General features: G+C 69.0%; 26 protein-coding genes. 17 read left to right on the forward strand and 9 right to left on the reverse strand.

All coding sequences use genetic code 11. From position 1 onward, the window contains the following. Positions 1-7 precede the first annotated feature (7 nt). On the reverse strand, positions 8-550 hold the full coding sequence (locus SSP29_RS44075; RefSeq protein WP_089106608.1) for a barstar family protein: 543 nt from the start codon (positions 548-550) through the stop codon (positions 8-10). 7 nt (positions 551-557) lie between these two features. Next, positions 558-5117 (reverse strand): RHS repeat-associated core domain-containing protein, encoded by a 4560-nt coding sequence (locus SSP29_RS61045; RefSeq protein ID WP_089106609.1) that lies wholly within the window; start codon positions 5115-5117, stop codon positions 558-560. Between the two features lie 433 nt (positions 5118-5550). On the opposite strand from SSP29_RS61045, the gene SSP29_RS44085 reads away from it, so the two are divergent. The 6 genes from SSP29_RS44085 to SSP29_RS44110 are packed head-to-tail and all read left to right on the forward strand — an operon-like array spanning position 5551 to position 10257. After that, complete coding sequence (locus SSP29_RS44085; RefSeq protein WP_150136108.1) at positions 5551-6216, forward strand: hypothetical protein; 666 nt, start codon at positions 5551-5553, stop codon at positions 6214-6216. Continuing rightward, a complete protein-coding gene (locus SSP29_RS44090; protein ID WP_438363844.1) occupies positions 6204-7241 on the forward strand; it encodes a hypothetical protein in 1038 nt (345 codons plus the stop codon). Before SSP29_RS44085 ends, SSP29_RS44090 begins: the two co-directional genes overlap by 13 nt. Before the next feature lie 40 nt (positions 7242-7281). Then, positions 7282-7605: a hypothetical protein gene (locus tag SSP29_RS44095; RefSeq protein WP_089106610.1), complete on the forward strand. Its 324-nt coding sequence runs from the start codon at positions 7282-7284 to the stop codon at positions 7603-7605. Further along, positions 7605-9038 (forward strand): putative T7SS-secreted protein, encoded by a 1434-nt coding sequence (locus SSP29_RS44100; RefSeq protein ID WP_089106611.1) that lies wholly within the window; start codon positions 7605-7607, stop codon positions 9036-9038. The genes SSP29_RS44095 and SSP29_RS44100 overlap by 1 nt, the downstream gene beginning before the upstream one ends. A 19-nt stretch (positions 9039-9057) precedes the next feature. Continuing rightward, the gene (locus tag SSP29_RS44105) at positions 9058-9660 is read left to right on the forward strand and encodes a hypothetical protein (protein WP_145969028.1); all 603 of its coding nucleotides are present in this window, start codon (positions 9058-9060) and stop codon (positions 9658-9660) included. Between the two features lie 3 nt (positions 9661-9663). Continuing rightward, positions 9664-10257 (forward strand): hypothetical protein, encoded by a 594-nt coding sequence (locus tag SSP29_RS44110; RefSeq protein WP_089106613.1) that lies wholly within the window; start codon positions 9664-9666, stop codon positions 10255-10257. Between the two features lie 85 nt (positions 10258-10342). Here SSP29_RS44110 and SSP29_RS44115 read toward each other — a convergent pair whose 3' ends face one another. Genes SSP29_RS44115 through SSP29_RS44125 form a run of 3 tightly spaced genes read right to left on the reverse strand, consistent with a single transcriptional unit; the run spans position 10343 to position 12027 of the window. Next, the gene (locus tag SSP29_RS44115) at positions 10343-10978 is read right to left on the reverse strand and encodes a hypothetical protein (RefSeq protein ID WP_089106614.1); all 636 of its coding nucleotides are present in this window, start codon (positions 10976-10978) and stop codon (positions 10343-10345) included. A 4-nt stretch (positions 10979-10982) separates the two neighbouring features. After that, positions 10983-11168 carry a DUF397 domain-containing protein gene (locus SSP29_RS44120; RefSeq protein WP_089106615.1) on the reverse strand — a complete coding sequence of 62 codons (186 nt, stop codon included), beginning with the start codon at positions 11166-11168 and terminating at the stop codon, positions 10983-10985. Between the two features lie 7 nt (positions 11169-11175). Next, positions 11176-12027: a helix-turn-helix domain-containing protein gene (locus SSP29_RS44125; protein ID WP_089106616.1), complete on the reverse strand. Its 852-nt coding sequence runs from the start codon at positions 12025-12027 to the stop codon at positions 11176-11178. Positions 12028-12257: 230 nt separating this feature from the next. Between SSP29_RS44125 and SSP29_RS44130 the strand changes: the two genes are divergently transcribed. From SSP29_RS44130 to SSP29_RS44140, 3 genes are all read left to right on the forward strand, one after another. After that, complete coding sequence (locus SSP29_RS44130; RefSeq protein ID WP_089106617.1) at positions 12258-12737, forward strand: ATP-binding protein; 480 nt, start codon at positions 12258-12260, stop codon at positions 12735-12737. Between the two features lie 86 nt (positions 12738-12823). After that, entirely contained in the window at positions 12824-13180 is a 357-nt protein-coding gene (locus SSP29_RS44135) for a hypothetical protein (protein WP_089106618.1), read from the forward strand. Further along, complete coding sequence (locus SSP29_RS44140; RefSeq protein WP_089106619.1) at positions 13177-13428, forward strand: hypothetical protein; 252 nt, start codon at positions 13177-13179, stop codon at positions 13426-13428. The genes SSP29_RS44135 and SSP29_RS44140 overlap by 4 nt, the downstream gene beginning before the upstream one ends. 31 nt (positions 13429-13459) lie before the next feature. Here the strand turns inward: SSP29_RS44140 and SSP29_RS44145 are convergent, their stop codons facing one another. The 3 genes from SSP29_RS44145 to SSP29_RS44155 form a co-directional block, all read right to left on the reverse strand. Continuing rightward, a complete protein-coding gene (locus SSP29_RS44145; protein WP_089106620.1) occupies positions 13460-14623 on the reverse strand; it encodes a uroporphyrinogen-III synthase in 1164 nt (387 codons plus the stop codon). Positions 14624-14711: 88 nt separating this feature from the next. After that, positions 14712-16079: a nitrate/nitrite transporter gene (locus SSP29_RS44150; protein WP_089106621.1), complete on the reverse strand. Its 1368-nt coding sequence runs from the start codon at positions 16077-16079 to the stop codon at positions 14712-14714. A gap of 159 nt (positions 16080-16238) precedes the next feature. Beyond that, positions 16239-17183 carry a hypothetical protein gene (locus tag SSP29_RS44155; protein ID WP_089106622.1) on the reverse strand — a complete coding sequence of 315 codons (945 nt, stop codon included), beginning with the start codon at positions 17181-17183 and terminating at the stop codon, positions 16239-16241. A 281-nt stretch (positions 17184-17464) separates the two neighbouring features. Here SSP29_RS44155 and SSP29_RS44160 point away from each other — a divergent pair, with 281 nt between their 5' ends. Both SSP29_RS44160 and SSP29_RS44165 read left to right on the forward strand, forming a co-directional pair. Further along, complete coding sequence (locus SSP29_RS44160) at positions 17465-17701, forward strand: hypothetical protein (protein WP_150136111.1); 237 nt, start codon at positions 17465-17467, stop codon at positions 17699-17701. A gap of 230 nt (positions 17702-17931) precedes the next feature. Continuing rightward, the gene (locus SSP29_RS44165) at positions 17932-18414 is read left to right on the forward strand and encodes a helix-turn-helix domain-containing protein (RefSeq protein ID WP_089106623.1); all 483 of its coding nucleotides are present in this window, start codon (positions 17932-17934) and stop codon (positions 18412-18414) included. Here the strand turns inward: SSP29_RS44165 and SSP29_RS57620 are convergent. Continuing rightward, positions 18396-18926, reverse strand: coding sequence for a peptidoglycan-binding domain-containing protein (locus tag SSP29_RS57620; RefSeq protein ID WP_089106624.1), 531 nt, complete (start codon positions 18924-18926; stop codon positions 18396-18398). The two genes, SSP29_RS44165 and SSP29_RS57620, sit on opposite strands and share 19 nt — an antisense overlap. Before the next feature lie 295 nt (positions 18927-19221). Here SSP29_RS57620 and SSP29_RS57625 point away from each other — a divergent pair, with 295 nt between their 5' ends. From SSP29_RS57625 to SSP29_RS44200, 6 genes are all read left to right on the forward strand, one after another. Next, a complete protein-coding gene (locus SSP29_RS57625) occupies positions 19222-19818 on the forward strand; it encodes a CGNR zinc finger domain-containing protein (protein ID WP_089106625.1) in 597 nt (198 codons plus the stop codon). A gap of 394 nt (positions 19819-20212) precedes the next feature. Continuing rightward, positions 20213-20734, forward strand: coding sequence for a sigma-70 family RNA polymerase sigma factor (locus SSP29_RS44180; RefSeq protein WP_010039908.1), 522 nt, complete (start codon positions 20213-20215; stop codon positions 20732-20734). Further along, entirely contained in the window at positions 20734-21558 is an 825-nt protein-coding gene (locus SSP29_RS44185) for an anti-sigma factor family protein (protein ID WP_150136115.1), read from the forward strand. The genes SSP29_RS44180 and SSP29_RS44185 overlap by 1 nt, the downstream gene beginning before the upstream one ends. A gap of 60 nt (positions 21559-21618) precedes the next feature. After that, entirely contained in the window at positions 21619-23934 is a 2316-nt protein-coding gene (locus SSP29_RS44190; RefSeq protein WP_089106627.1) for a HelD family protein, read from the forward strand. 339 nt (positions 23935-24273) lie between these two features. Further along, positions 24274-25677: an NAD-dependent malic enzyme gene (locus SSP29_RS44195; RefSeq protein WP_089106628.1), complete on the forward strand. Its 1404-nt coding sequence runs from the start codon at positions 24274-24276 to the stop codon at positions 25675-25677. 259 nt (positions 25678-25936) lie between these two features. After that, the gene (locus tag SSP29_RS44200; protein WP_089106629.1) at positions 25937-26218 is read left to right on the forward strand and encodes an HU family DNA-binding protein; all 282 of its coding nucleotides are present in this window, start codon (positions 25937-25939) and stop codon (positions 26216-26218) included. Positions 26219-26355 lie beyond the last annotated feature (137 nt).

Consider the following 26355-nt stretch of genomic DNA (forward strand, 5'->3'; position numbering starts at 1 on the left):
AGGGGTGTCAGTGCCACTCGTCGGGGTTGAGGGCGACTCCGACGAATCCGTCCTCGACGGTGACGGTCAGGTCGGGTTGCTCGATACGGGCTGAGATCCGTGCCCGGTCGAACTCGCCGAATTCAAGGACGAAATGTTCGGCGATGGCGGGGCGGTCCAGGGAGTCACCGTCGAGGTCCACAGCCGAGTTGGCGCGGTCGGCGCCCTGGCAGAGAACCGAGACGAACAACGGGAGGTGTTCCGCCTCCAGCAGGACGTCGGCGTTGCGGATGACCCCCACGATCCCCACTCCACCGGTGACCTCCCCGCACAAGTCGTCCAGACAGTCGACCAGTGCGTCCCAGTTCCGTCCGAAGTAGCCCGGGAAGCGCAGGACTTCCGCGAAGGTGCGGAAGACGCCCTGCGCGGTCATCAGATCGCCGGCGTCGAAGCGGTGGACGATGCCGCCGCTCGCCGTCAGTTCTGACAGCTGCCGCCGGACCTCCGTCGTACCTTCAGGGACAAGGACGACCCAGGGTTCCGAGGTGTGCGCGAGGTCGAAAGTGGTCATTCCTGGATCACCCTGTGAATTCGCCGACGTAGTAGAAAGTGCCGTAGTGGTCCGGCGTGTAATAAGCGGGTCCGGGGCCGTCCTTCGGGGTCAGCAGGCGTTCGGGGCCTCTGATCTCCTTGCCGCACCCTGGGGCGCTGCACTGGGGGAGGTCGACCTTCGCGTTGACGTCCCATTCCTTGTATTTGCCGCCCGGCAGAGCGGACAGGTTGTTACCCCAGTTCGCGTTGCCATGGTAGCCGTCGACCTTTCCGATTCCTCCGGGGCGGGCGTTGACCTTGTCCAGCATGTCCGCCGCCTTCTGCGGCGCGGGACCGGGAAGGATGCCGAGGCCACCAGGACTGCCGGTGTCGCCGCCGTGCAGATGGCACAGGGGTGCGAGGCCCAGCGGGTCGGACCAGGTGTGCGGGTTGTGGACGTAGGCGACGGGGTTCGGCGCGGGGAGAAGACCGAGCGGGTCGGGGCTGGTGTAACGGGCGGTCTCGGGGTCGTAGTGCCGGTGGTGGTTGTAGTGGAGACCGGTCTCCGGGTCGTGGTACTGGCCGGGGAAGCGCAGCGGGGTGTACGCGGTTGCGTCCTGGTTCCAGGCGGTGGTTCCCCACAGAGTGCTCCGGGTGTGCCAGTGGATCTCCCCGTCCGGTGAGATCAGCTCGGTCGGGGTGCCGACGACATCGGTGACGATGGCGAAGAAACGCTCGTCGATGGTGTCCTGGGGCGCGGTGGCCGCCCAGACTCGTTCGCTCTGGCTGAGCGGGGTGAGCCCGTCGTGGTTCCAGGTCAGGGTGGTGTGTACGTCCGTGTGGCGCTGCTCGGTGGTCTGTTCGCAGAGCGTGTTGCCGTCCCAGGTGAAGACGGTCCGCTCCAGGACGGTCTCCCCGTCGGCATCCAGGCGGAGTTTCGCGGTTCTTCTGCCCAGGGGGTCGTAGGTGTAGTGCCAACGGCTGCCGTCGGGTGTGGTGACGGCGGTGAGCAGGTCCTCGGCACTCCACTCGTACCGCCAGACGTCGGGCTTGCGGGAGAGCCGGGTCTTACGGCGCACGACCACCCGTCCCTGGGCGTCGTACTCGTAGTGGACACCGCCGGCCCGGGTCAGCCGGGTTCCCGCGTACTCCCGCGACCCGGTGGCCTCATGGCCCGGGTGGCTCGCGGGCCACTCGGCCTCCGTCTGGTTGCCGGCCGAGTCGTAGCCGTAGCGTTCGCTCCAGCCTGTCGCGTGGACCGCCGTGACGCGTCCCTGGGCGTCGAGGTCGAAGCGCCGACCGCCGGTGCGGGCATCGTGGACGCCCGTGAGGTAACCGTCCGCGCGGTAGGCGTAGGACCGCTCCGTGACCCGCCGGTCTCCAGCGGCGGTGCCGTGCTGATGCACCAGGCGGTCGAGACTGTCGTAGGCACGGGTGAGGATGAGCGCGCCGTCGAAGTGCCGGTCGGTCTCGCGGTCCGCCGCGTCGCGTACGAAGTCGACGGTGTGCCCGTGGGCCGCCAGCCGCACGGTGCGCCCGGCGACGTCATACGCCCAGTCGCTGTGCGCACCCGATGGAGTGGTGCGCAGGGTGCGGTTGCCCGCGGCGTCGTAGCCGAAGCCGATGGTCCGGCCGTCCACGGTCTCCCGGACCCGGCGGCCGGCCGCGTCGAGTTCTACGCGCAGTGTGCTGTCCGGCCCGATGGCCTCGGTCAGTGAGCCGTTCGCCGTGTACGCGAAGACGGTGGTCGCGCCGTCCACGTCCTTCGACGTGATCTGCCCGAGCGCGTCCCGCCGGTAACGGATGCTCTGACCCAACGCGTTGGTCCTGCTGGTCATGCGGCCGGCCGCGTCATAGGTGTAGCGCGTGGTGCGGCCGTCGAAATCGGACTCGGTGAGGAGCCGCCCGGCGGCGTCGTAGGTGTAGTGCCAGACCAGCCCCTGCGGGTTGGTCACCTGCGTGAGACGGAGGTCGGCGTCGTGCGCGAAGACAAGACGTTCACCTCCCGGGCCGGTACGGGCGCTGAGTCGGTCGAAGTGCGTGTACTCGAAGGTGCTCGCCTGGCCGGCGGCGTCGACATGGCGGACACAGTTGCCCTCGCCGTCGTACTCCCAGCTCTCGTGGGAGCCGTCGGGGCCGGTACGGCGGACGGGCAGGCCCTCGACATTCCGTGCCAGGCGGGTCTCGTGGCCGAGCGGGTCCGTCACCGCCACGGTCAGCCCGAAGGCGTCGTATGCGTACCGGGTCGTGTTGCCGAGACCGTCCGTCACCGTCAGCGGGAGGCCGGCCGCGTTGTTCGTGTACGTGGAGATCCGGCCGGCCGCGTCCAGGGCCTCGACCAGGCCGCCGTCCCGGGCGCGGCGGAAACGCGTGGTCGAGCCCGTGGGATCGGTGACGGCGGTGACGTTACCTCGCTCGTCGTTGCTGTACAGCCAGGTGGAGCCGTCGGGCATGGCCAGTGTCGTGGGGCGGTGCAACTCGTCGTAGGCGATCCGGACGACCGAACCGTCCGGCCGGGTCACCTCGATCGGCTGCCCCGCCTGGTTGTTCGCGAAGAACGTGCGGTGCCCGAGCGGATCCGTCGTCTCGATGACGTGCTGGTGGGCGTCATAGGCGGTGGTGACCGTGCCGCCCAGCGGATCCGTCTCGGCGACGACCAGGCAGCGGTCGTCGACGACGAAACGGGAGAAGGCGCCCGCCGCCGTGGTGACGGTGGTGACTCGGCAGTCGGGCCAGGCGGGGTCGACGCCGTCGTAGGAGAGGCGGATCGAGATGTGGCCGGCCTCGCCGCCCTCGCTGAGGCAGCGGTCGCGCTCGTCGTAGGTGTAGTGGTATCGGCTGTGGTTGGTGTCTTCCCAGGAGGCAACGCGCAGTCGGTCGTCGTAGGTGAAGCGCAGTGGCAGGCCGGAGGAGTTGATGGTCTCGGTGAGGTTGCCGTCGGTGTAGGCGTATCGCTTGACGACGACGTCGGCGCCGTCGACGGCGGCGCTGGCCAGGGCAAGGGCGGTGATCCGGCCTTCGTCCACGGTCAGTTTGAGGTGGTAGCCGCCGGAGTGGCGGATGGCCAGGGGGGTGCCGTGCTCGTCGTGATCGAAGTCGATGGTGTGCAGGTTGCGGTCGGTGATGCGGGTGAGCAGGGCGGTGCCGTCGGCGGCGGGGCGGGCGAAGTGGCGGGTGTGGCCGGTGAGGGGGTCGGTGATGCGGTAGCCGCCGTCGTCATGGCGGGTGAGGGGCCGGCGGGGGCCGGCCTCCGGCATAACCGGGGAGTGAGGTGCGGTGGGGTGCGGGTAGGCGAGCAGCAGGCCGTCCTCGGTGACATGGACGACGCCCTGATCGTCCACTTCCAGGCGCTCGTCGAGCGTCGAGGCCCAACTCGGGCCGAACCACCAGCCGCAGCGGTAGTCGGAGGCGACCCGGCGGGCGAAGGCCAGGGGGAGCAGGCCGGGCAGCTCGATGTCGGTCTGCGCGAGGTACATCGCGCCGGTGGCCATGTCGACGGGGTCGCTGCCTTTGGAACGCACGACGCTCTTGAGCCGGTTGAAGGCCCCTTCGGCGCCCTCGGCCAGCATGCCCCGTGCATTCTTCCCCAGCCCCCGCATGGCCAGGCTCATGGCCTTCATGCCGCCGCGGAGGTTCTTCATCTCCTTGAGGCCCTTGGCGAGTTTGCCGAGGCTGGTGATGCCCTTGCCGCCGGGTATGCAGTCCAGGGCCGCGAACGCCACATCCCACAGCGACGCCTGCCCCTTGGAGTACTTGTAGAGCGTGTCCGCGAGCACCACGAGGGCCGCCACCAGCACGATCGCGCCGAGGATCGGCCCGCCGATGATCATCGCGATGATCCCGACGACCGCGACGACGACCTTGCAGACGGTGACGATGGTGTCCCAGTTGTCCTCGAACCAGTGACCGACGTCCTGCCACCAGTGCCGGTTCGGAATCCCCGCGTCGGAGGCCTCGTCGATCTTCCGCTTCGCCTCACCCGCCGCGTCGTCCCGCATCTTGCGGGCGTCCTCGGCCATCTTCTTCGCCGCATCGAGGGCGCTCTGCGCGCTGGTGACGTCCGACTGCGCCTTGCTGTGCGCGGACTTGGCGCTCTGCACGTCCCGGGTGGCGGCCCGCACCTTGCCCTCGTCCGGCTTGTCGGCGCTGGACTTGCTGCCGGTGGGATCGTCCTTGTACTTGTCCGCTTCCTTCGTCGCCCGCGTCACCCACGAATCGGCCGAGGAGAGCCGGGACTTGGCGGAGGAGAGATCAGCCTGCGCCTCCTTCGCCTTGGCCAGGGCCTTGTCGGCCAGCGCCTGCGCCCGCTCCAGCTTCGGCCAGTAGTCGGCGAGGGCGTCGCCGCACATCTCGTACGACTTCTTCAGCTTCTTCAGGTTCTTCGGAACGTCCTTGAACTGCTCCTTGAACACCTCCGCCGACTTGCCCGCCCACTGCAGGAGCGTGTCCTCACCGGCCATGCCCTTGACCAGACGCAGGGCGTCGGAGACGTCGTCGGCGAAGTCGTGCAGCTGCGTGGCCAGGGTGCGGACGCGCTGCGGGTCGCCAGGGGTCGGGTCCCTGTCGAGGTCGAGTGGATGCCAGTCCGCCGGTCGGTACCCCGCCATGTCCCGCAACCCCCGTCGCGTACGCCCCGTCAACAAACCTGTGCACACGTGAAGCTACAGGTCCCGCGAGTTCGAAGTGAAGGCCGGTCCGTGACCGGTCGGCGGGAGCCATCGGTGTCTTCAGAGTGTGTGTTGGTACATCGAGGCAGATTTCGTTCGGGCTTGGGCAGGTGCCTCGGCCGAGCACGTGGATCATTCCGCCTCTGGGCGGTCTGACCCTGCCAACAGCCCTTTGCGGAGGCCAAGTGAGGGTCGCGGCGATGTCACGGGACGGCACCAAAGCCGAGGTAGGGGTGGCGAGTTGCCCGACTATAGTACGCCATGCATGTTTCGTGCGGCTGGGGCGCAGCAAATCGCTCTGGTGCATTCCGGATGGACCCCGATACCGTATTCGCTGCTTCGCAGACCCCAACCGCCCCACCAGGAGCCCACCGTGACCCGCCGTTCCCGCCTGCTCACGACAGCCACCGCCGGTGTGGCGGCCGCACTGCTGCTTGCCGGGTGTGGTGGAGGTGACGGAGGCAGCTCCAAGTCGAACGACAAGATCGCGGGTGCGGACACGGGGGCTTCGGCTTCGGCTTCGCCGAGTGCTTCGGCTACGTCGGCTGACACCGCGGGGCGTCCTAAGATCACCTTCCCTTCCGACGCCAAGAACGTTTTCGAGGACGCGAAGACGGGAGATGCCACCAAGGACGCGGTCCTGGCTGACAGCGCTCTCGGTGTCAATTCCGTGGATGAGGCGATTTTCAAGGGGAGCACGGGCACCAAGGCGCTGGGTTTTTATCACAGCGGAAAGGCTCTGGAGTCGTCGATCACCTATGTGCAGGGCTTCATCGATGACAGCGACACATGGATCGGGGAGATTCGGTTCTTCGACCGCAAGGTGACCCTTTCCGGAGCGAAACAGGCCTATGTCACCTATTGCTCCGATGAGAGCAAGGCCTTCGTCAAGAACAAGAAGACCAAGAAGGTCGACCGGAACTCGGCGACTTCGAACTCTTATGTGCTCTACCACACCGTGCTCACCAAGAATGCAGACGGTGTCTGGCAGACCACTGACATCGTTTCAAACAGGGGGGACAAGGCGTGCCAGCCATAAGGAAGTTGGCGAGGATCGTAACGGTCCTGGGGCTGGCCGGGGCTCCGGTCTTCCTGTCCCAGCTGGCCTTTGCGGATATCGGCGGCCACGGAAACAACGGCGGGGCGTCGAATGAACACGGCAACGCCTCTGACGACGGCACTCTCTCCTCGACCGTCGGCCTGATCGTCTACGACCGTTCCAAGAACGGCTCGGGCGATTCCGTTGGTCCCGTCACCTCCACCACGTCCTGGACCCCGCCGGCGTGCTGGTATGCCCCGAAGTACACGCCCGCCGAGTTGCAGGCGTACCTGGAGCCGATCTGGGCGGCCGGTTCGACCGGTGACGCGTGGGACCAGACCCAGCGCGACCGGTACGTCAACGGTCACCCCTACAAGGACTTCAACAAGGACGAGACCGGTAAGGGCTACTGGTGGGACTCGTACGTCAATGAGTCCTTCCCGCCCGGCTGGAACAAGTGCGATGAGCCCTACTTCTGGGTGGCCACGGGCGACGCGCCGCCGGCCAACATCGAGAACGCCGTCACGCCACAGATCCTCGCCGAACTTGCCTACAACGAGATCCGGGTGCCCTCCAAGGACGTGAGCCTGGCCCCGGCGGACAAGACGAAGGTCAACCTTCCCACGTGGGCGTGGCTGGACAAGACGACGTTCAAGCCGGTCTCGGTCACCGCGCGCATCGACGCCCTGGGCATGTGGGCCACGACCACCGCCAGACCCGTCTCTCTCAAGATCGAGCCGGGCACCTCCGACGCGGTCACCTATCCGGCCTCGGGGGTGTGCGCACTCAACAACGACGACAGCGTCGGGGAGAAGTACACCGCGGGCGACGCCCACAAGACGCCACCCTGTGGGGTGAAGTATCTCCGGTCGTCAGGCAACGGCTCGTACCAGCTCAAGGCCACGATCACCTGGCAGATCACCTGGTCCGGCAGCGACGGCACCAATGACCGCCGGCTGCCCGACGGCTCCTTCGGCCGGTCGCAGGATGTCATCGTGCAGGAGATTCAGTCCGTCAACAGGTGAGCGATGAGCCGGCCGAAGCCCTCCGGCCGTAGGAGGCGTCGTGGGTGACAGGACCAGGATCGACGATCTCGACGTACTCAAGAGCGTTTCCACGGGCATCGAGAAGATCGTCGAGGAGTTGCAAGGGCTCGACGACAAGGACAAGTACGGCTGGAGCCGTGAGGTCGTCGGCCATGAGGAACTCACGGACCGGCTCGACGACTTCGCTGACAACTGGGACTACAAGCGGGGGAAGCTCGAAGGAGAGTTGGCCAGGCTCGCGGCCATCACGAAGGCCGCGGCCCAGGCCTACGAGCAGATTGACACCGACCTCGCCAACGCGGTCCGCGAGCAGGGGAAGAAGCCCCAGAGGCAAGGGGGATGATGTCCCGACCGAAGGACTGGTCACCGGTCGAGCTGGACTCCGACCCGGTGTCCGGGGACCCCGAGGCCGTGGCGAAGCTGGGTCGGCGATTCCGCTCGGTGGCCGATGCGATCAGAAGACAGACGGGCAACATCGAAGCCCTCTGTGGCGTGGACGGCTGGCAGAGCGATGCCGCTGACGAGTTCCGCAAGACGGCCGAGGGGACCGTCGGACGGCTGAAGAAGGTCCTGGACCGCTTCGAGACGGCTGCCGACCTCCTGGGCGAGCAGACGGACCGGCCGGATGAGAAGTACGCGTCCGTCCTGTCGTCCTCCCAGCAGGCGGCGGACAAGGCCCGTAACGACGCCGAGCGCGACCGTGAAGAGCGCGACCGTCTCGACAAGTCACTCGACGCCCTGGACAGGTCAGCGGACGACTACGAGCAGAAGAAACGCGACCTGACCACGAAGCGGGACGAGGTCGACGGTCGCGTCGAGGACGCCATCAAGCGGGTGTACGCCGCCAAGGACGCCCGCAACCGGGCCGGTGAGAAGGCGGCCCGGGCCCTTGAGGCGCTCATCGACCACGACAAACTCAAGGACTCCACCTGGGAGAACATCAAGGGGGCGCTCAAGAGCATCGCCGACATCGCCGGCTGGGTGGCGACAGCCTGTGCTCTCGCCTCGCTGCTGGTGGGCTGGATCCCGGTGATCGGCTGGGCGCTGGCGGGTGTACTGGACGCGATTGCTCTGCTTGCGACGGTGGTGTCCCTCGCCTGTCACTTGGTGCTCGTGTTCTCGGGAGACGCGAGTATCGCCGACCTGGTTCTGGACGGCGTGGCCCTGCTCACGCTCGGTCTGGGCCGTGCCGCGCTGAGCGCGGGCAAGGCGGCTGCGGCGGGCGTGCGGGGAGTGCAGACGGCGAGCCGCTCCGCCAGGGCGGACTACCTCGCCGCCAACTCGCTGTCCGGTAGATCGGTGAAGGCGGCCAACACGCTGAAGGGCAAGGCCACCAAGGTCGCGAACCAAGCCGCCGAAGAGGCGTCACGGAGACTCGCGGGCGACCTGCCGGGAGCCTTCGGGAAGCTCGGGGAGTTCAAGCACGTTCTGAATCCCAAGGTGATCTATCAGGACACGGCGGACGCCGTGAAGGGACTCAAGGACTTCAAGGACGTGGGGAAGCTCTTCGGAAGGGATGCTTGGCGGGGAGCCCGGCCCTTCGGTAATCCGGAATGGGTCGAGTCCAGCAAGGCGCTCAAAGAGGTGCCGGTTCTCGGCAAGTTTGAAAGTATGGGCGGTGTGAAGTTCACCGACTATGTGCGATCCGCTGGGCAGAGGTGGCTCGGTTACACTGCCGCGGCGACCGCCATCGACGGGAACGACAAGCTCCACGGCCTCATGGAATGGGATAATCCGTACAACAAGTGGAAGGCCGCTTGGACGACGGGTTCGTGACGGCCAGGAGGAATTCCGAGTGAGTGACGAAGCGATGTGGCAGTGCCTGATCTCAGAACCCGAGGGCAGTATCAGACTTCCCGTTGGAGAGAGTGCGGAGTTCGGGGAGTGGGCCAAGCAGGCTGCCCGGCAATATCTGGGCGCGGATGCTCCGCGAAGCGAAGTGCGCGAACTGACCTCGGTACTGGCCCGGGTGGCAGCCACGGCTGACCTGGGGGACCCCACTTTCGCCTATGCCTATGTGATCGACGCGGCAAAGGCGTTGACCGCCGTCTACGAGGTCCACGACTACGACGGCGACGGATACCGGTCCACGAACCGTCTTCCTGATCTCCTGGAAGCCGTCCTTCCGACGTCGCCCGAGCGCCGGAGCGTGTCCGAGGTGAACCTTCCGGCCGGGCCCGGTGTCCGAGTCCAGGAACTCCTCGCGGTCGAGACCGGTTCGCTCTTCAAGAAGAAGACGATGATGGAGACGGTCACCTACGCGGTGATTCCGCCACAGGTCGACAACATCCTTGTCTTCCGGATGTCGTGGACCAACCTCGTCTTCAGCGAAGCGCTCCTGGAGTTGGCGCAGACGCTGGCCGAGTCGCTGGAGCTCGCCGAGACCAAGGAAGGGTGAGGAATGCCAGACGTCGCCGCCGATGGCCGTACCGACGGAGAAATCCTCCCCCCGAGCGACTACGGACTGCTCGTTCCGGACGGCTGGTTCAGGATTCCTCTCGAACCCGGCAGCTGGAAAGCGCCCGTTCGCGCACTGGCCGAGCGGGTCTTCGACGGCCAGGACGATGCCGTGCTCCTCAAACGGGAATTCATCAAGGCCGTGAGCGCGCGTGCGGAAGAAGGCCACGAGAACGGCGGCGTCGAACTCTACATCTCGACGACCTCCATCGGCCCGGTGCCTCTCTCCTCCTCGCTCCTGGTCACAGTGGTCCCGGCCGGGGAGGACGTACGCCTCGAAGCGAAGGGCCGGTCCCAGCAGATCACTGACGTCGTTCTCCCTTTCGCAGGTCCCGCGACGATGCGGCGCACCCGTAAGGTTCCGGACGACGAAGACCCGACCGGCAACCAACTGCCCGTGACCGTGGTGGACTACGCGGTCAGGGTGCCGAGCACTCGGGCGGTCCTGCTGCTCACGTTCTCGACGTCCTTGGACGTGTTCGCCGACGCCATGGTCGACTTGTTCGAGGCGGTCGCCAAGTCGCTGCACTGGAAGTGACCACCGCTTGCTCCGACAAGAGCAGGTGGTTCATCCAAGGGTGACAAGGCATGTCGGCCGTGACCCGGGGCGGGGCAGGCGGTTGTTACTCGTCGAACCACGCCACCAACCGCACGTTCTCCTCGCCGTGGACCCCCGCCAGGGCCTCCATCACCGTCCACACCGGGGCCCACGGGCCGTCCTCCGGAACCGCGTCCCGGCGGCGGGAGCGCTCGGCCCGGTAGACCGTGGTGCCGGTGGTCCATTCCGTGCCCTCGGGGCAGAGGCCGGCCAGGTCGGCCGGGGATGTCGTCAGCGTGTTGATGCCGCTCGCCCGGGCGAAGCCTCTGCTCCAGTCGTGGTGGTGGACCAGGCGGAGGGTGCCGTCCGGGGTGCGGTCGTAGCGGGCGATGTGGGTGGCGCGGGGGACCGCCGGTTCCGTCCAGTCGATCGCCCTCGCCTCCGGCCAGGTCAGCCAGGTCTCGGCGAAGGCCGCGGCCGCCCAGGTGGCGTGCTCCTGGCGGACCTGGGGGGACGTGTCCGGCGGCAGGCCTCGGTTCGCCGCCACCGGGCGCCACGTGGCATCGAAGTCACGTACGCCGAAGAGGCACGCGAAGCCGTCGTAGTCCCTCGGCATCCCCAGCATCGGTAAGCCGATGGCCGGAGACCATGCCGTCTCGTCGTGGTTCAGGCCCTCCCGCCAGGTGCGGCATTCGATCCAGCCGTGGATGTCCGTTCCCATGCGGTCACTGTGGCCGTGGCTGTGCCACGCGGGATACGAAGTGGGCCCAGGTGGAGGACCCGACCGTGAGGTGGAGGCCTGCCGGGTTCTTCGAGTCGCGGATGTGGACGGCTGCGGGGGTGGTGGCTATTTCGACGCAGTTCGAGGCGTCGGGGCTGTAGGTGGACTTCTGCCAACGGAGTTCGGACACGGTTCCCTCAGATGGTCTTTGCGATGCGGTGGATCAGGTCAAGGGATTCTGCGGGTTCGAGAGCGTTCTCTTCCATGCGGTCGAGAACGAGTCGGTACTTTTCCAACTGGGCCTCGGCGTCGAGGAAGTCACACCCGTGGTGGGTGTCCAACTGAACGGTGTCCAGTTGAGGCACCGACCCCACCAGATAGTCGACGGACTGTCCTGTGCCGGGGAAGGAGCCCTTGCCGAACGGGATGATCCGAACGGTCACATGTTCCAGCTCGCTCATTTCCAGAAGGTGCTTGAGCTGGGCACGCACAGTGGCGGGGCCCCCGTACCCCATGTGCAGTGCGCACTCGTGGATCACCGCCGTGTAGGGCGGGGGACTCGCGCGGTGCAGGATCTCCTGTCGCTTGATCCGGTGGCTGACCCGATGCTCGATCTCGTACTGCCGCAGAGCCGGCACGGCCTCCTTGAAGAGCGCCCGTGCGTGGTCGGTCGTCTGGAGCAGCGCGGGGATGTGGATCACTAGGGCAACGCGCAGTGATGCCGCGTGGTATTCCAGCTCGGCAAGGTCGATGAGGCCGACTGGAAGATGATCGCGGTAGCTGTCCCACCAGCCGCGAGTGCGCCGACCTGTCATCGAGGCCAGGGCGTCAACGAGTTGCCCGTCAGAGCAGGAGTAGGCGCGTGCCATGGACCGAAGCCGGTCGGCACTGACGGGGGTGCGGCCGGTCTCGATCATGCTGACGCGCGCCTGATTGACGCCTAGGAGGGTGCCGGCGCCGGTTGCCGTGAGCCCGGCCCGCTCCCGCAGTTTGCGCAGCTCAGCACCCAGCCGTCGCTGTCGGAGCGTAGGGCTGTCGGTGGGCGGCACGCTGTCTCCTTCCTGGCCGCGACGCGGCACTGCGCTCCCTCACAGGAGTGAAGTGTGGATGCTTTCAGTGGTTCTAGTTAGATGCATCTAACCATTTGCTCTACGGTGATTACACGCAGCCCAACTCCCCGCGCCCATAAGCCGGAAGCGCACCCCACGGCAGAGCCACCGCCCGGCGCGGTCGTTGAGCCCGATCCGCCTCCCCCTTCTTGTTCTCGCTGGAGGTCTCCATGGGAACCGTATCCCTGCCCGACACCTGGGTGTACGCCCTCCGTCTGCCGCACGACCCGCGCGCGGCACGCGTCGCACGCATGACCGTACGGGCGGCGCTGGGCGGCCACGGCAGACTTGAAGTCCTCGATGTCGTCGAGTTGTTGACATCGGAGTTGGTCACCAACGCCTACCGCCACACGAACGGCCCCGCCTCTCTCCGGCTGACCGCCCTGCCCGACGGCCGGCTTCGGGTCGGCGTCTGGGACAGCCACCCGCGCATCCCGGCCCCGTTCGGTGCACCGCCCTGGGACCGCGTCCGGCTCACCTCGGCGGACGCGGAAGAGGGGCGCGGGCTGCATCTCGTACAGGAGTGCGCCGACTCGTGGGGCGGTTGGTCCGTCGGGGACGGTGGTCCGCTGGACCGCGGTGTCGGGAAGTTGTTGTGGTTCGAGCTGGGTGCTCGGGAACCCGGGGGACCGCAGAAGGCCGTCGCATGATGTGGCAGGTGCGCCGTGAGACCACGCCGTTGTCTGTGGTGCCCAGTACGGTGGGGGCAGGAAGCGAAGGACAGAGGAGCCGCCGCATGACCACACACCCCAACCATGGTCATGAGCTGATTCCGCGCCCGGAACCGACGCCGGACGCGGTTCGTGTCGCGCTGGCCCGCATCGCCCCGTACAGGCTCGCCGAGATGGAACAGCAGAAGGAGCAGGCGCTGGCCGCGGCCCTCCAGGACGGCAGGATCGGCCACCTCCGGCACTGGCTGGCCTATTGGCAGGCACAGGTGGAGATCGAACGACGACCCGATCTCCATTCCCGTCACCAGGCCGCCCTCGCGGCCGTGCACGCCACCAGCAGCCGTGACGCCCCTGAGTTCCGGGCGGCGATGGCGGATCTGCGAGCTGTCGAGGCCGAGGCTCAACAGGCGGTGTCCGCGTGACCTGGCGGTGGGAGTACGACCCGGCCGAGGACCACGTCGTCGGCGGCTCGCCGCCCGCCCTGGTTCCCGAGGTCGAGAAGCAGGCCGACGAGTTGGTCCGTGCCGCGGCCGCCTTCTACCTCGATGGCGCTTCCTACCAGGAGGCCGGGCCCAAGGGGAACGTCGCACATGTCCCCAGCGGATTCTTCCTGTACCTGATCGTCCCGCGGCACGAGTGCCTCTACATCCACCAGGTGACCTACCTGTGAGGGGCGGCCGGGTTGACCGCCCCGGCCATCCTCAGACGTCCGCGTACTTCGTGTCCGCCGCCGGGTCCAGGGCGAGCCGGTACCCCCGCTTGACGACGGTCTGGATCAGCTTCGGCGCGCCCAGGGCCGTACGGAGGCGGGCCATCGCCGTCTCCACGGCGTGCTCGTCGCGGCCCGCGCCCGGCAGGGCCCGGAGCAGTTCGGCGCGGGCCACCACCCAGCCCGGACGCCGGGAGAGCGCCCGCAGCAGGGACATCCCGGCCGGCGGCACCGGCTTCAGCGCGCCGTCGACGAGGACGGCGTGCCCCCGGATCTCGACGCGATGACCGGCGATGGGCAACGCCCGTGCCCGCGAGGGCAGTTCCTGGCAGAGCAGCTGTACGAGGGGGCCGAGCCGGAAGCGTTCCGGCTGGATGGTGTCGACGCCGAGGGCCTGGAGCGGCAGGGCCGTCACCGGTCCGACGCAGGCGGGGACGACGCCGTGGCCGAGGGCGGCGAGCAGGTCGCCGAGCAGCCCGCGGTGCTCGGCGCGCGAGATCAGCGAGGCCGCGGCTGGCGCGCTGGTGAAGGTGATCGCGTCGACCGAGCGGGAGACGACGGTGTCGAGGAGCCGGTCCACCGGCCCCAGGTCCTCCGGCGGCATCCACCGGTACACCGGCACCGGCACCACCTCCGCGCCCGCCGCCCGCAGCGACTCCACGAACCCCGGCAGCGGCTCCCCGTGCAGCTGCACGGCGACCCGGCGGCCGTCGACGCCCTCCTCCAGGAGCCGGTCGAGCACCTCGGCCATGGACTCGGACGACGGCGACCACTCCTCGGTCAGCCCGGCGGCCCGGATGGCCCCCTTGACCTTGGGTCCCCGGGCCAGCAGCTCCACGTCCCGCAGCCGCCCGAGCAGCTCCTCGCCGAAGCCCCACCCGTCGGCGGCCTCGACCCACCCGCGGAACCCGATCGCGGTGGTCGCCACGACCACGTCCGGCGCCTGGTCGATGATCTCCTTCGTGGCGGCGAGCAGCTCACCGTCGTCGGCGAGCGGCACGATGCGCAGCGCGGGGGCGTGCAGCACGGCGGCACCGCGCCGCTGCAGCAGTGCCCCGAGCTCGTCGGCGCGGCGCGCGGCCGTGACCCCCACGGTGAACCCCGCGAGAGGGCCGTGCGGACCGGGCTCCGGTCGCTGCTGCTGTTCCTCGTCCATGGCTGCTCTCCTAGCTGACCCGCATGCCGAACGAGCCTGTCAACGGCGCGTGACAGGCTCGGTTCGGGTTGATGTCACCGGTGTTACGTCACACCTTGGCGTAGCTGAGCTGTGCCTTTGCCTCGGTGGCGGCCGTGGCCTGCTCCTGCGTGGCCGGCCGGCGAAGGTATACGGCCCAGGTGACGGCGAAGCACAGACCGTAGAAGACCAGGAAGGCGATGAAGGCGCCGGTGCCGCTGCCGTAGGAGAGGTACGACTGCCGGAAGGCGAGGTTGATGCCTACGCCGCCGAGCGCGCCGACCGCGCCGATGAGCCCCATGGAGGCCCCGGACAGCCGCCGCCCGTAAGCCGCCGCTTCCTCTCCCTGCAGCCCCTTGGCGAGGGCCTTGGCCTGGAAGATGCCGGGGATCATCTTGTAGGTCGAGCCGTTGCCGAGCCCGCTGAGCACGAACAGCACGACGAAGAACGTGACGAACAGCGGCAGCGACTTCTGGATGCTGGCGACGACGAGCAGGGCGGTGGCGGTGGCCATGCCGACGTAGTTCCAGAGGGTGATCCGCGCCCCGCCGTACCGGTCGGCGAGCCAGCCGCCGACGGGCCGGATGAGGGAGCCGAGCAGCGGGCCGATGAAGGTGAGGTAGGCGGCCTGCAGGGGCGTACGGCCGAACTGGACCTGGAGCACCTGCCCGAAGGCGAACGCGTACCCGATGAACGACCCGAACGTCCCGACGTAGAGGAAGGACATGATCCAGGTGTGACCGTCCTTGGCGGCGTCGATCGCGGCGCCGGTGTCGTTCTTCACGGTGGCGAGGTTGTCCATGAAGAGCGCGGCGAGCACGGCGGCGACGACGATCAGCGGGATGTAGATGCCGAGCAGCACCCGCGGCCCGCCGCTCGCCCCGATGATCGCGAGGGCGACCAGCTGGATGACCGGCACGCCGATGTTGCCGCCGCCGGCGTTGAGCCCGAGCGCCCACCCCTTCTTCTTCAACGGGAAGAAGGCGTTGATGTTGGTCATGCTGCTGGCGAAGTTACCGCCGCCGATACCGGCCAGCAGCCCGACGAGCAGGAACGTGTCGAAGGACGTCCCCGGCTTCATGACCGCGAACGCGGCGACGGTCGGGATGAGCAGCAGCCCGGCGCTGATGATCGTCCAGTTCCGGCCGCCGAAGATCGCGACGGCGAAGGTGTACGGCACCCGGACGACCGCGCCGACGAGCGTGACCATCGAGGTCAGCAGGAACTTGTCGGCGGGGGTGAGCCCGTACTCCGGGCCCATGAACAGCACCAGAACCGACCACATGGTCCAGATCGAGAACCCGATGTGCTCGGAGAGGACGGAAAAGATCAGGTTCCGCCGGGCGACCTTCTCGCCGGTCGCGTTCCAGAACGTCTCGTCCTCCGGATCCCACTCCTGGATCCAGCGACTACGGGAAGTAGGGGCTGGGGCTGTCATGACGCCTCCACGGTGCTCCGCGTGCTCGGTCTGCTACGAGTGACTAGGCCACGAAGGTAGGGAGGCGTCGTTTCCGCGCTGTGGCTGTGGGTGACCGGAAGGGAACGTTGCTCTCACCCTGCGGGGAGGCCCGGTGAGAGGTCGGAGGGCGGGGGCGGGTCAGCGGGAGGGGTACGGAGGCTGCTGGGGCTGCTGGTGGTAGGGGCCGGGGGCGTACGGACCCGGGGGCTGCTGAGGAGCGGCGTACGGCCCGGCGGGCTGCTGGGGCGGGGCGTAGGGGCCGGGGGCGTAGGGCGCGGGCGGCTGCTGACCGTAACCGGGGGCGGGGGCAGGAGCAGGGGTGGCGGGGGGTTGGCCGCCGTAGGGACCCTGGCCGCCGTACGGGCCGTAGGGACCGGCGGCCTGCTGCGAGGGCTGGTTCGGAGGCTGCGGGGGCTGGTACTGAGGCTGCTGTGGCTGGTACTGCGGCTGGTACTGGGGCTGCTGCACCGGGCTCGGCTGCATGGGTATGGGTGTGCCGGGCGGCAGATACCGCACCCGCCCGCTCTGGTCCGTCACCGGCACGAACCCGGCGGCCAGGAGCCGCTGCGCGAACTTGGCGTTGCGCCCGCGCGTGACGAAGAACCCGAGCCCCATGACCGCCATGAGGAGGACCCACACCACCCCGGCGACGACGAAGGCCCCCGCGCTCCCGCCGGCGCGCGCTGCGGCCAGCACCAGCCCGAGGGTGATGCCCCCGGCCCCGAGCAGCATACGCTTCTCGGCGTTCTTCCCGGTGAGGTCGAACTGGATGCGGGCCTTGAGGAGTTCGACGGCGTCGGGCACGAGGGGCGGCAGCGAGACACCGTCGGCGGCGTTCGGGTACTGCGCCCAGTTCTGCGCGGCCCTGGCCCGGCCCTGTGGGCTGTGGTCGGGCACGATCAGCAGCTTGAGGACGTTGTTGCGGGAGCCGGTGTGGCGGGCGTCGGCGTACTCGTACCCGAACTGCTGGGCGACGAAGGCGAGCCGGGCGAGCTTCTTCACGGAGGACCAGGCGTTGGTGAGCTCGACGGGCTCTCCACTGGCCATCAGCTGGAACATCTTCCGCATTTGCCGTGTGCTCACAGCATCCACTCCCCGTTGGCTGAGCCGCTCGTTTCACTTCCGCAACTTGGCAAGTTTTTCATGAGACATGTCATGAGAAGACGGCTGCCCAGCGGAGCTGCACGGAAGGACCGTCGAAAGGCGATGGGTCGGTCTCCCCGATGGGCTTGGGCGAAACAACGCAGGCCGACGGCTCTGTCACCGTCGAGCCGGAAGACACCGGGAGAGATGCGGACAGTTCGCCCTGGTACGGCGTGCGATGTGTCTACCGGCACCGTTCCCTCGGCGTGTACGAGGAACGCGTGACGCTGTGGACCGCCCGGTCCGCCGACGAGGCGATCGAGCGGGCGGAGGGCGAGGCGCGGGAGTACTGCGAGGGGCTGGACGGAGTCGAGTACGTGAGGTTCACCGAGGCGTTCCGTATCGACGGGACGCCGGGGGAAGGGGCCGAGGTGTTTTCCCTCATGCGGGAGAGCGGGCTGCCGTCGGGGGAGTACGTGCGGCGGTTCTTCGCCCCGGGCGATGAGCGGACCGGTTGACCGGCGTACGACGTTCTGGGGACCGCCTGGCGGCAGCGGGCCGTAGCGGGGGGCCCGTGGCCCGTCACTCCGGTCCGTTCCTGCCCGGGCGCGCCGGGCCGTCCCGTGCGGCCGCGCACGTGCGGCGGTCCGTGCCCCGGATCCGCGGCCGTGCGCTCTGCCGGATCTCTCCGGCCGGGCGGCACGCTGACGCCGGACCACGGCACACGGGGACGGGACGGGGACGGAACATGACACGCTGGCAGCCCTTGCCGGCCACGCTGCCGCGCGAGGCCCGGCATCTGGTCGAGCAACTGCGGCTCCTGAAGGGCCGTACCGGACTCAGCCTCGCCGGACTGGCCCGGCGCACCGCGTACAGCAAGTCGTCCTGGCAGCGCTATCTGAGCGGCGACAGACTGCCGCCGAGGGGCGCGGCACAGGTGCTCTGCCGGCTGGCCGGCGGGGACCAGGCGCGGCTGCTCGCGCTGTGGGAACTGGCCGAACAGGCCTGGCCGCAGGGCGCGTCGGAACCGCGGACGGAAGCGGTACCGCAGGCGCAGGCGGAAGCGGTACCGGAACCGCCCGCAGGACAGCGGCGGTGGCGGATCGCCGCCCTCGCCGCGTTCGCCCTCGTCGCGCTGCTGACGGCCGGGCTCCTGTGGGCGCTGCCCCGCCGGGGCGGGCGGCTCCGCGGCCGCCCGCCCCGGCGGCGTGCTCAGCCGAGCTTGTCGTAGTACGCGGTCTTCCAGGGGCCGGCGCCCTTGATCCGCACCCGGTACTTGATGCCGACCCGCTTGAAGGTGCCCTTCCGGACGCCGTTGTACGTGACGGTGCCGTTTCCGGGCGGGCCGGTGAGCCTGCTCTGGGCGAACGTCCAGCTGTCCTCGGTGACGACACCGTCCCTGTCCGTCAGGCCGAAGTGCCCCTGCCACCACTGGGTGGCCGATTCGGTCTCGTCGCCGAACGTGCCGTCGATCTGGGCCTTCTCGAAGGGGTGCGAGACGCCGTCGTCGTCCTGCCACTGGGCGCCGTCCGCCCACAGAACGGTCTGCCACAGGGCCGTGGCGTTGCTGTTGGTGTAGTCGTCGACGCCGATCTGCTCCTCGTCCTGCCAGTCGTCGAGGACGGAGCCGCCGCCGTTGATGCCGTGGTACGAGGCGGCACTCGCGTCGGGTGCCAGAGCGATGCCCGTGGCGCCCAGCAGTGCGGCCGCCGCCATCGCGACGACCCGGGTACGCATGCTCATGAACGTGTCCTTTCTGAACCGCCGTCCCCCGGCGAGGTCCCCCCTGGGGCGGCTCGCTGTGCGTTCGCAGGACACAGGGTCACGGTCGGGAGCGGGGGCGGCGAGGCCTGCCGGGACATCCGGACCGAACGGGGACGGCCCGCGTTCCGTGCACCGGCGTCCCCGCCCCGAGCGGGGTCGCACGGGAACCCCGCGGAACGGCGGAACACCGGTACGAGGGCTTCCGGCCGCCCGCCGCACCGGGCACTGTGAACAGAACGGTTCCCCTGTCCTAGGCGTAGGCGGTGACAGGCACATGGCACTGGGTACGGCCGCGGCCCCGTACGAGCTGCGCTTCGACGCCGGGCGGATCTGTCTCGATCTGCTCGCGACCACGCATCCCGGCGAACGGCTCGACGGGCTGGAACCGTTGCGGGCCTGGATCACCGGATCCGGACTCGTCCCGCCGGGCACCCCGCTGGCCCACGCCGACGCCGGCTGGCTCGTCGGCTTCCGTGAACTGCGGGTACATGTGGGCCAGTTGGTACGCGGCCGGCACGCGTCGAGGGCCCGGTCGTACGACCTCGCGCTCGGCCGCGTCAACGACCTCGCCCGCGCCGCGGCACCCCCGGCCCCGCGCGCCGTACCCGGCGAAGACGGACTTCTGGTGCGGGAGTTGGCCGGCCCGCCGGAGTGCGCCGCGCTGCTCGCCGCCGTCGCCCGGGACGCCGTGGAGCTGCTCACCGACCCCGTCGCCCGGGCGGCGATCCGGGAGTGCGAGGGCGACAACTGCCCCCTCGTGTACCTGGACACCTCGCGGGGGCGCAGGCGCCGCTGGTGCTCCAGCGAGGTCTGCGGGAACCGCGAGCGGGTGGCTAGGCACCGGCGCCGAGCCGCGCTCGCCCGTGCGTGAACGAGCGTGAACGGGCGTGAACGGGCATGAACACACGTGACCGCCGTCACTCCGACTCCCAACTCCCGTCCCATTCGCGGCTTCTGCCGGATCTTCATCGAAGCTCCGCGAAAGTGATTTCGACAACACTCCGTTTGGTGACGGGTGAGTACGGGCAGCCCGGCCGCCTTCGACGTTGTGTCGGAAATGTAAAGATCACGCGGTGGGAATGTGGGGTCATGTCCCGCTCGTCATGTCACCTCGCAGAAAAATGTGGGGTCTTGTTGAACACACCGCGAGTCACTTCCGTACCGGTGGGGGAGCGACCGACTGGGGGAACCCCCGGACACCGGAGGTGGGCGTGCGCAAGGATGCGGCCGTGGCCAATGAACGTGGATCGAGGGCCCGACATCGCATGTCCCAGCCCTCGGAGCCCGATGAGGAGCTGATGCGTGCCCTCTACCGAGAGCACGCCGGACCTCTCCTTGCGTATGTCCTTCGGCTGGTCGCCGGTGATCGGCAACGCGCCGAGGACGTCGTGCAAGAGACACTCATCCGTGCCTGGAAGAACGCCGGACAGCTCAATCGAGCGACCGGATCGGTACGCCCCTGGCTGGTGACGGTCGCTCGCCGCATCGTCATCGACGGTCACCGCAGCCGGCAGGCCCGGCCGCAGGAGGTCGATCCGTCGCCGCTGGAGGTCATCCCCGCGGAGGACGAGATCGACAAGGCGCTGTGGCTGATGACGCTGTCTGACGCGCTCGACGACCTGACCCCGGCCCACCGGGAGGTGCTCGTCGAGACGTACTTCAAGGGGCGTACCGTCAACGAGGCGGCCGAAACGCTGGGTATACCCAGCGGCACCGTCCGTAGCCGGGTGTTCTATGCCCTCAGGTCGATGAAGCTGGCACTGGAGGAGCGGGGGGTGACGGCGTGATGAGTGTGTACGGGGGGCACGGCGGATTCGGCACAGGTGGTTCGGGTATGTCTGGTGCCATGCAGGAATCTCCGGTGCCCAATGAGCACGAGACTGTCGGCGCGTATGCGCTCGGGATTCTCGACGACGCCGAGGCAACCGCTTTCGAGGCCCATCTGGCCGGGTGCGAATGGTGCGCCCAGCAGCTCGACGAGCTGGCCGGAATGGAGCCCATGCTCGCGGCCCTGGCGGATCTGCCGGGTTCCGGAAGTACCCCGTCCATCGGCGAGTCGCTGTCCGCCAAGCCCAGTCCGCGGATGGTCGAGAAGCTCGTCGTCGAGGTCTCCGAGAAGCGGAAGGTCCGCAGCCGGCGCAACATCTTCGCGCTGGCGGCCTCGATCGTACTGATCGCCGGCGGCTCGGCGGCCGGTGTGGCGCTGGGCGGCGGCTCGGACGGCAACAACGGCACGGACATGGCCATGGGCCCCGCCCAGGCGGCCTTCCAGACCATGACCGACAAGAAGTCGGCGACGGACCCGACGACCCACGTCTCCGCCACCGTCGCCGTCGAGAAGAAGGACTGGGGCACCCACGCGGTCCTCCAGCTCGAGAACGTCACCGGCCCGAAGAAGTGCTCGCTGATCGCCGTCGGCAAGAACGGCGAGCGCGAGACGGTGACCTCCTGGTCCGTTCCGACCTGGGGATACGGCATCACCGACGCCAAGACGGAGAAGGCCAAGGAGCCCCTCTACGTGCACGGCGGGGCTGCCTTCACCCCCAACCAGATCGACCACTTCGAGGTCATGACCTTCGACGGCAAGAAGCTCGTCTCGGTCAGCGCGTAGCTTCAGCGGGCCCCCTTCGCGTACGGTTGACGGCTGCCCAGCACGTCAGAAGGGGGCCCGGTGGCCGCTCAGGCTCAGCAATCCGTGGTCGGCTCGCACGGCTCCGAACAGGATTCCGCACAGGACTCCGTCCGAGACCGTGAGATCAGCGTCGAACAGGTACACCTCGACCGGGTGTACCGCCGCCTGGAGGAGAAGATCCACGAGGCGGAGTTCCTGATGAACGACGCGGCCAAGCGCGGTCAGGTAGGCACCCCCGGCGCACTCGCCGAGCGGGACGCGCAGGTCTTCCGGGCGGGCGTCCACCTGAACCGGCTCAACAACGAGTTCGAGGACTTCCTCTTCGGCCGGATCGACCTGCTCCTGGGGAAGGACGGCAAGAAGGGGCCCGACGGCGCCTACACCGCCGTGGAACCCGCCGAGGGCGCGGTCCGTGCCGACAACACCGCCGACATCGCCGAGACCCTGCACATCGGCCGCATCGGCGTCCTCGACCAGGACTACGCCCCGCTGGTCATCGACTGGCGGGCGCCGGCCGCCGCCCCCTTCTACAGGTCCACTCCGGTGGATCCCGGGCGTGTCGTACGACGCCGGGTCATCCGCTCCAAGGGCCGCCGGGTCCTCGGTGTCGAGGACGACCTGATGCGCCCCGAGCTGACCGCCTTCCTGGACGGCGACTCGCTGCCCGTCATCGGCGACGGCGCCCTGATGGCCGCCCTCGGCCAGGCCCGCAGCCACACCATGCGGGACATCGTCGCCTCCATCCAGGCCGAGCAGGACCTGGTCATCCGCGCCCCCGCCGCCTCCGTGACCTACGTCGAGGGCGGCCCGGGGACCGGCAAGACGGCCGTCGCCCTGCACCGCGCCGCCTACCTGCTCTACCAGGACCGGCGCCGCTACGCGGGCGGCATCCTGATCGTCTCCCCGACCCCGCTGCTGGTCGCGTACACCGAAGGGGTGCTGCCCTCCCTCGGCGAGGAGGGCCAGGTCGCCATCCGGGCCATCGGCTCCCTCGTCGACGGCACCGAGGCGACCCTGTACGACACCCCGGCCACCGCCCGCGCCAAGGGCTCCTCCCGGATGCTCCGGGTGCTGCGCAAGGCCGCCCGCGGGGCCCTGGAGCTGAACGACTCACCGACCCGGCTCAGGGTCGTCGCGTTCAACCGCCGCCTGGAGCTGGAGGCCGCGGACCTGGAGCGCGTCAGACAGAACGCGCTGGGCGGCACGGCCCCGGTCAACCTGCTGCGCCCCCGCGCCCGCAAGCTGCTCCTGGACGCCCTGTGGCACCGCTCGGGCGCGGCCGGCCGCCACACCGACCCGGAACTCGCCGCCGAGCTGCGCTCCTCCTTCGACGAGGACATCGTCACGGAGGACTCCTTCATCGAGTTCCTCGACGCCTGGTGGCCCGAGCTCACCCCGCAGACCGTCCTCAAGGCCATGACCGACGAGAGGCGCCTGGGCCGCTGGGCCCGCCGCATCCTCAACCCCGGCGAGATCCGCCGGGTGGCCCGCTCCCTGAAGCGGGACGGCCACACCGTCCACGACATCGCCATGCTGGACGAACTCCAGGCCATCCTCGGCACCCCCGCCCGCCCGAAGCGGAAGCGCGAGGCGGACCCGCTGGACCAGCTCACCGGCCTGGAGGAGCTGATGCCGATGCGAGAGGAGTCGCAGCGCGAGCGTGCCGAGCGGCTCGCCCAGGAGCGGGTCGAGTACGCCCACGTCATCGTCGACGAGGCGCAGGACCTCACCCCGATGCAGTGGCGGATGGTCGGCCGCCGCGGCCGGCACGCCACCTGGACGGTCGTCGGCGACCCGGCCCAGTCCTCCTGGTCCGACCCGGACGAGGCGGCCGAGGCCCGCGACGAGGCCCTGGGCAGCCGCCCGCGGCGCCGCTTCGAGCTCACGGTCAACTACCGCAACCCGTCCGAGATCGCCGAACTGGCGGCCAAGGTCCTGGCCCTCGCCATGCCCGGCTCCAAGTCCCCCTCGGCCGTCCGCTCCACCGGCGTCGAGCCGCGCTTCACGGTGGTGCGGGACTCGCTCGACAAGACCGTCCGCGCCGAGGCCGAGCGGTTGCTGGACCTGGTCGACGGCACGGTCGGCGTGGTCGTCGCCATGGACCGGCGCGCCGAGGCCGCCCGCTGGCTGGCCGGGCTCGGCGACCGGGTGGTGGCCCTGGGCAGCCTGGAGGCCAAGGGCCTGGAGTACGACGCCACGGTCGTCGTCTCGCCCGCGGAGATCGCCGACGAGTCCCCGGCCGGGCTGCGCGTGCTGTACGTGGCCCTCACCCGGGCGACGCAACAGCTGACGGTGGTTTCGGGCGAGCGGGACGAACCGGACGCGGCGGGGGTCCCGGACCTGCTCAGGGACTGACGGCAGGGCCGGAGTCAGGCCCGTTCGGCTGGAGGTTTCCTGTGAACTCCCCGGACGGGAATGGCTGCGCGGGATCCGTTTGTTAGCCTTGTCGTGACACCGGCTCGATCCAAGCCCCCGGGCCCAACCTTCGTCGCTGCGAGCGACCACTTGCCGCGAGGCGAGCATGGCGGGTCGGTGTCATGAACGTAGAGAGGCCCACGTCACTGTGTGACGTGGGCCTCTCTTCTGCGCGAACAATACGCACGTAATCAGGCCCGGCTAACGCCTACCCGGCGGTAGGTGCGACGATCGGACGGCAAAACCAGCGACACGGTGAAACAACGAAGGAAGTCGGCCATGGCAACGGCGCCCAGCGTCTCCTACTCGATGACCATCCGGTTGGAGGTGCCCGCGAGCGGAACCGCCGTCTCGCAGCTCACCACCGCCGTGGAGTCCTCCGGAGGCTCGGTCACCGGCCTCGACGTCACCGCGTCCGGCCATGAGAAGCTCCGTATCGACGTCACCATCGCGGCCAGTTCGACCGCCCACGCCGACCAGATCGTCGGGCAGCTCCGCGAGATCGAGGGCGTCACCCTCGGCAAGGTCTCGGACCGTACGTTCCTCATGCACCTCGGCGGCAAGATCGAGATGCAGTCCAAGCACCCCATCCGCAACCGTGACGACCTCTCCATGATCTACACCCCGGGCGTGGCCCGCGTGTGCATGGCGATCGCGGAGAACCCCGAGGACGCGCGCCGCCTCACCATCAAGCGCAACTCCGTTGCGGTCGTGACGGACGGTTCCGCGGTCCTGGGCCTCGGCAACATCGGCCCCATGGCCGCCCTCCCGGTCATGGAGGGCAAGGCGGCCCTCTTCAAGCGGTTCGCCGGCATCGACGCGTGGCCCCTCTGCCTCGACACCCAGGACACCGACGCGATCGTCGAGATCGTCAAGGCGATCGCCCCCGGCTTCGCCGGCATCAACCTGGAGGACATCTCCGCGCCGCGCTGCTTCGAGATCGAGGCCCGCCTGCGCGAGGCCCTCGACATCCCCGTCTTCCACGACGACCAGCACGGCACCGCGATCGTCGTCCTCGCCGCCCTGACGAACGCACTTCGCGTCGCGGGCAAGGCAATTGAGAACATCCGGGTCGTCATGTCCGGCGCCGGCGCGGCCGGTACGGCCATCCTCAAGCTGCTGCTCGCGGCCGGCGTGAAGAACGCCGTCGTCGCCGACATCCACGGTGTCGTGCACTCCGCCCGCGAGGACCTCGTCGACGCGTCGGCCGACTCGCCGCTGCGCTGGATCGCCGACAACACCAACCACGAGAACCTGACCGGCACCCTCAAGGAGGCCGTGCGCGGCGCCGACGTCTTCATCGGCGTCTCCGCCCCGAACGTCATCGACGGCGACGACGTGGCCGCCATGGCGGAGGGTGCGATCGTGTTCGCACTCGCGAACCCCGACCCCGAGGTGGACCCGGCGATCGCCCGCCAGACGGCCGCCGTGGTGGCCACCGGCCGCTCGGACTTCCCGAACCAGATCAACAACGTGCTGGTCTTCCCGGGTGTCTTCCGGGGCCTCCTGGACGCGCAGTCCCGTACGGTGAACACCGACATGATGCTCGCGGCCGCGAAGGCCCTCGCCGACGTGGTCACGGAGGACGAGCTGAACCCGAACTACATCATTCCGAGCGTCTTCAACGAGAAGGTCGCCGGAGCGGTGGCAGGCGCGGTACGGGAAGCGGCGAAGGGCGCCTGAAGGTTTTCAGGGGCGCGGGGAACTGCGCGATCAGCCCCCACCGGCCGGCGGCCGAAACACAACCCAGGCAAACGTTTGTGAAACTTGCCACGCCATCCGACCGGCGCGTCGTGAAACCCCCCCTTCGGCCCACCCGTAGGGTATTTGCGGCACCGGATTGGCGTTCCCGCCGCAGGTGGGGGCAGGATGCGTCCCGGCCCAACATGCGGCTCCGCCGCGTGGCACGCCTCAATGGCAAGAAGAACACGGGAGTAACAACATGAACCGCAGTGAGCTGGTGGCCGCGCTGGCCGACCGTGCCGAGGTGACTCGCAAGGACGCCGACGCCGTGCTGGCCGCTTTCGCCGATGTCGTCGGCGACATCGTCTCCAAGGGCGACGAGAAGGTCACCATCCCCGGCTTCCTGACCTTCGAGCGCACCCACCGTGCCGCTCGGACCGCGCGCAACCCGCAGACCGGCGAGCCGATCAACATCCCCGCCGGCTACAGCGTGAAGGTCTCCGCGGGCTCGAAGCTCAAGGAATCCGCGAAGGGCAAGTGAGCCGAGGCGCTTCGCGTGAGCGCCGTGGGTGACTGCGGGCCCGTCGTGGCTGGCCGCGCCCACGCGGCGGTAGCCGCACTTTCAGCTCAGCCCCGCGCCCCTGCGGGGCACTCTGAGCAATGACGATGGGGCGGCCC

Origin of the sequence: Streptomyces hyaluromycini, assembly GCF_002217755.1 — a bacterium.
Taxonomy (GTDB): domain Bacteria; phylum Actinomycetota; class Actinomycetes; order Streptomycetales; family Streptomycetaceae; genus Streptomyces; species Streptomyces hyaluromycini.

What these genes read in the sequence shown, in the direction of transcription:
- SSP29_RS44075 (WP_089106608.1), bottom strand. Translation starts at nt 550, where the DNA reads ATGACCACTTTCGACCTCGCGCACACCTCGGAACCCTGGGTCGTCCTT.
- SSP29_RS61045 (WP_089106609.1), bottom strand. Translation starts at nt 5,117, where the DNA reads ATGGCGGGGTACCGACCGGCGGACTGGCATCCACTCGACCTCGACAGG.
- SSP29_RS44100 (WP_089106611.1), top strand. Translation starts at nt 7,605, where the DNA reads ATGTCCCGACCGAAGGACTGGTCACCGGTCGAGCTGGACTCCGACCCG.
- SSP29_RS44110 (WP_089106613.1), top strand. Translation starts at nt 9,664, where the DNA reads ATGCCAGACGTCGCCGCCGATGGCCGTACCGACGGAGAAATCCTCCCC.
- SSP29_RS44115 (WP_089106614.1), bottom strand. Translation starts at nt 10,978, where the DNA reads ATGGGAACGGACATCCACGGCTGGATCGAATGCCGCACCTGGCGGGAG.
- SSP29_RS44130 (WP_089106617.1), top strand. Translation starts at nt 12,258, where the DNA reads ATGGGAACCGTATCCCTGCCCGACACCTGGGTGTACGCCCTCCGTCTG.
- SSP29_RS44135 (WP_089106618.1), top strand. Translation starts at nt 12,824, where the DNA reads ATGACCACACACCCCAACCATGGTCATGAGCTGATTCCGCGCCCGGAA.
- SSP29_RS44145 (WP_089106620.1), bottom strand. Translation starts at nt 14,623, where the DNA reads ATGGACGAGGAACAGCAGCAGCGACCGGAGCCCGGTCCGCACGGCCCT.
- SSP29_RS44150 (WP_089106621.1), bottom strand. Translation starts at nt 16,079, where the DNA reads ATGACAGCCCCAGCCCCTACTTCCCGTAGTCGCTGGATCCAGGAGTGG.
- SSP29_RS44165 (WP_089106623.1), top strand. Translation starts at nt 17,932, where the DNA reads ATGACACGCTGGCAGCCCTTGCCGGCCACGCTGCCGCGCGAGGCCCGG.
- SSP29_RS57620 (WP_089106624.1), bottom strand. Translation starts at nt 18,926, where the DNA reads ATGAGCATGCGTACCCGGGTCGTCGCGATGGCGGCGGCCGCACTGCTG.
- SSP29_RS57625 (WP_089106625.1), top strand. Translation starts at nt 19,222, where the DNA reads ATGGCACTGGGTACGGCCGCGGCCCCGTACGAGCTGCGCTTCGACGCC.
- SSP29_RS44180 (WP_010039908.1), top strand. Translation starts at nt 20,213, where the DNA reads ATGTCCCAGCCCTCGGAGCCCGATGAGGAGCTGATGCGTGCCCTCTAC.
- SSP29_RS44185 (WP_150136115.1), top strand. Translation starts at nt 20,734, where the DNA reads ATGAGTGTGTACGGGGGGCACGGCGGATTCGGCACAGGTGGTTCGGGT.
- SSP29_RS44195 (WP_089106628.1), top strand. Translation starts at nt 24,274, where the DNA reads ATGGCAACGGCGCCCAGCGTCTCCTACTCGATGACCATCCGGTTGGAG.
- SSP29_RS44200 (WP_089106629.1), top strand. Translation starts at nt 25,937, where the DNA reads ATGAACCGCAGTGAGCTGGTGGCCGCGCTGGCCGACCGTGCCGAGGTG.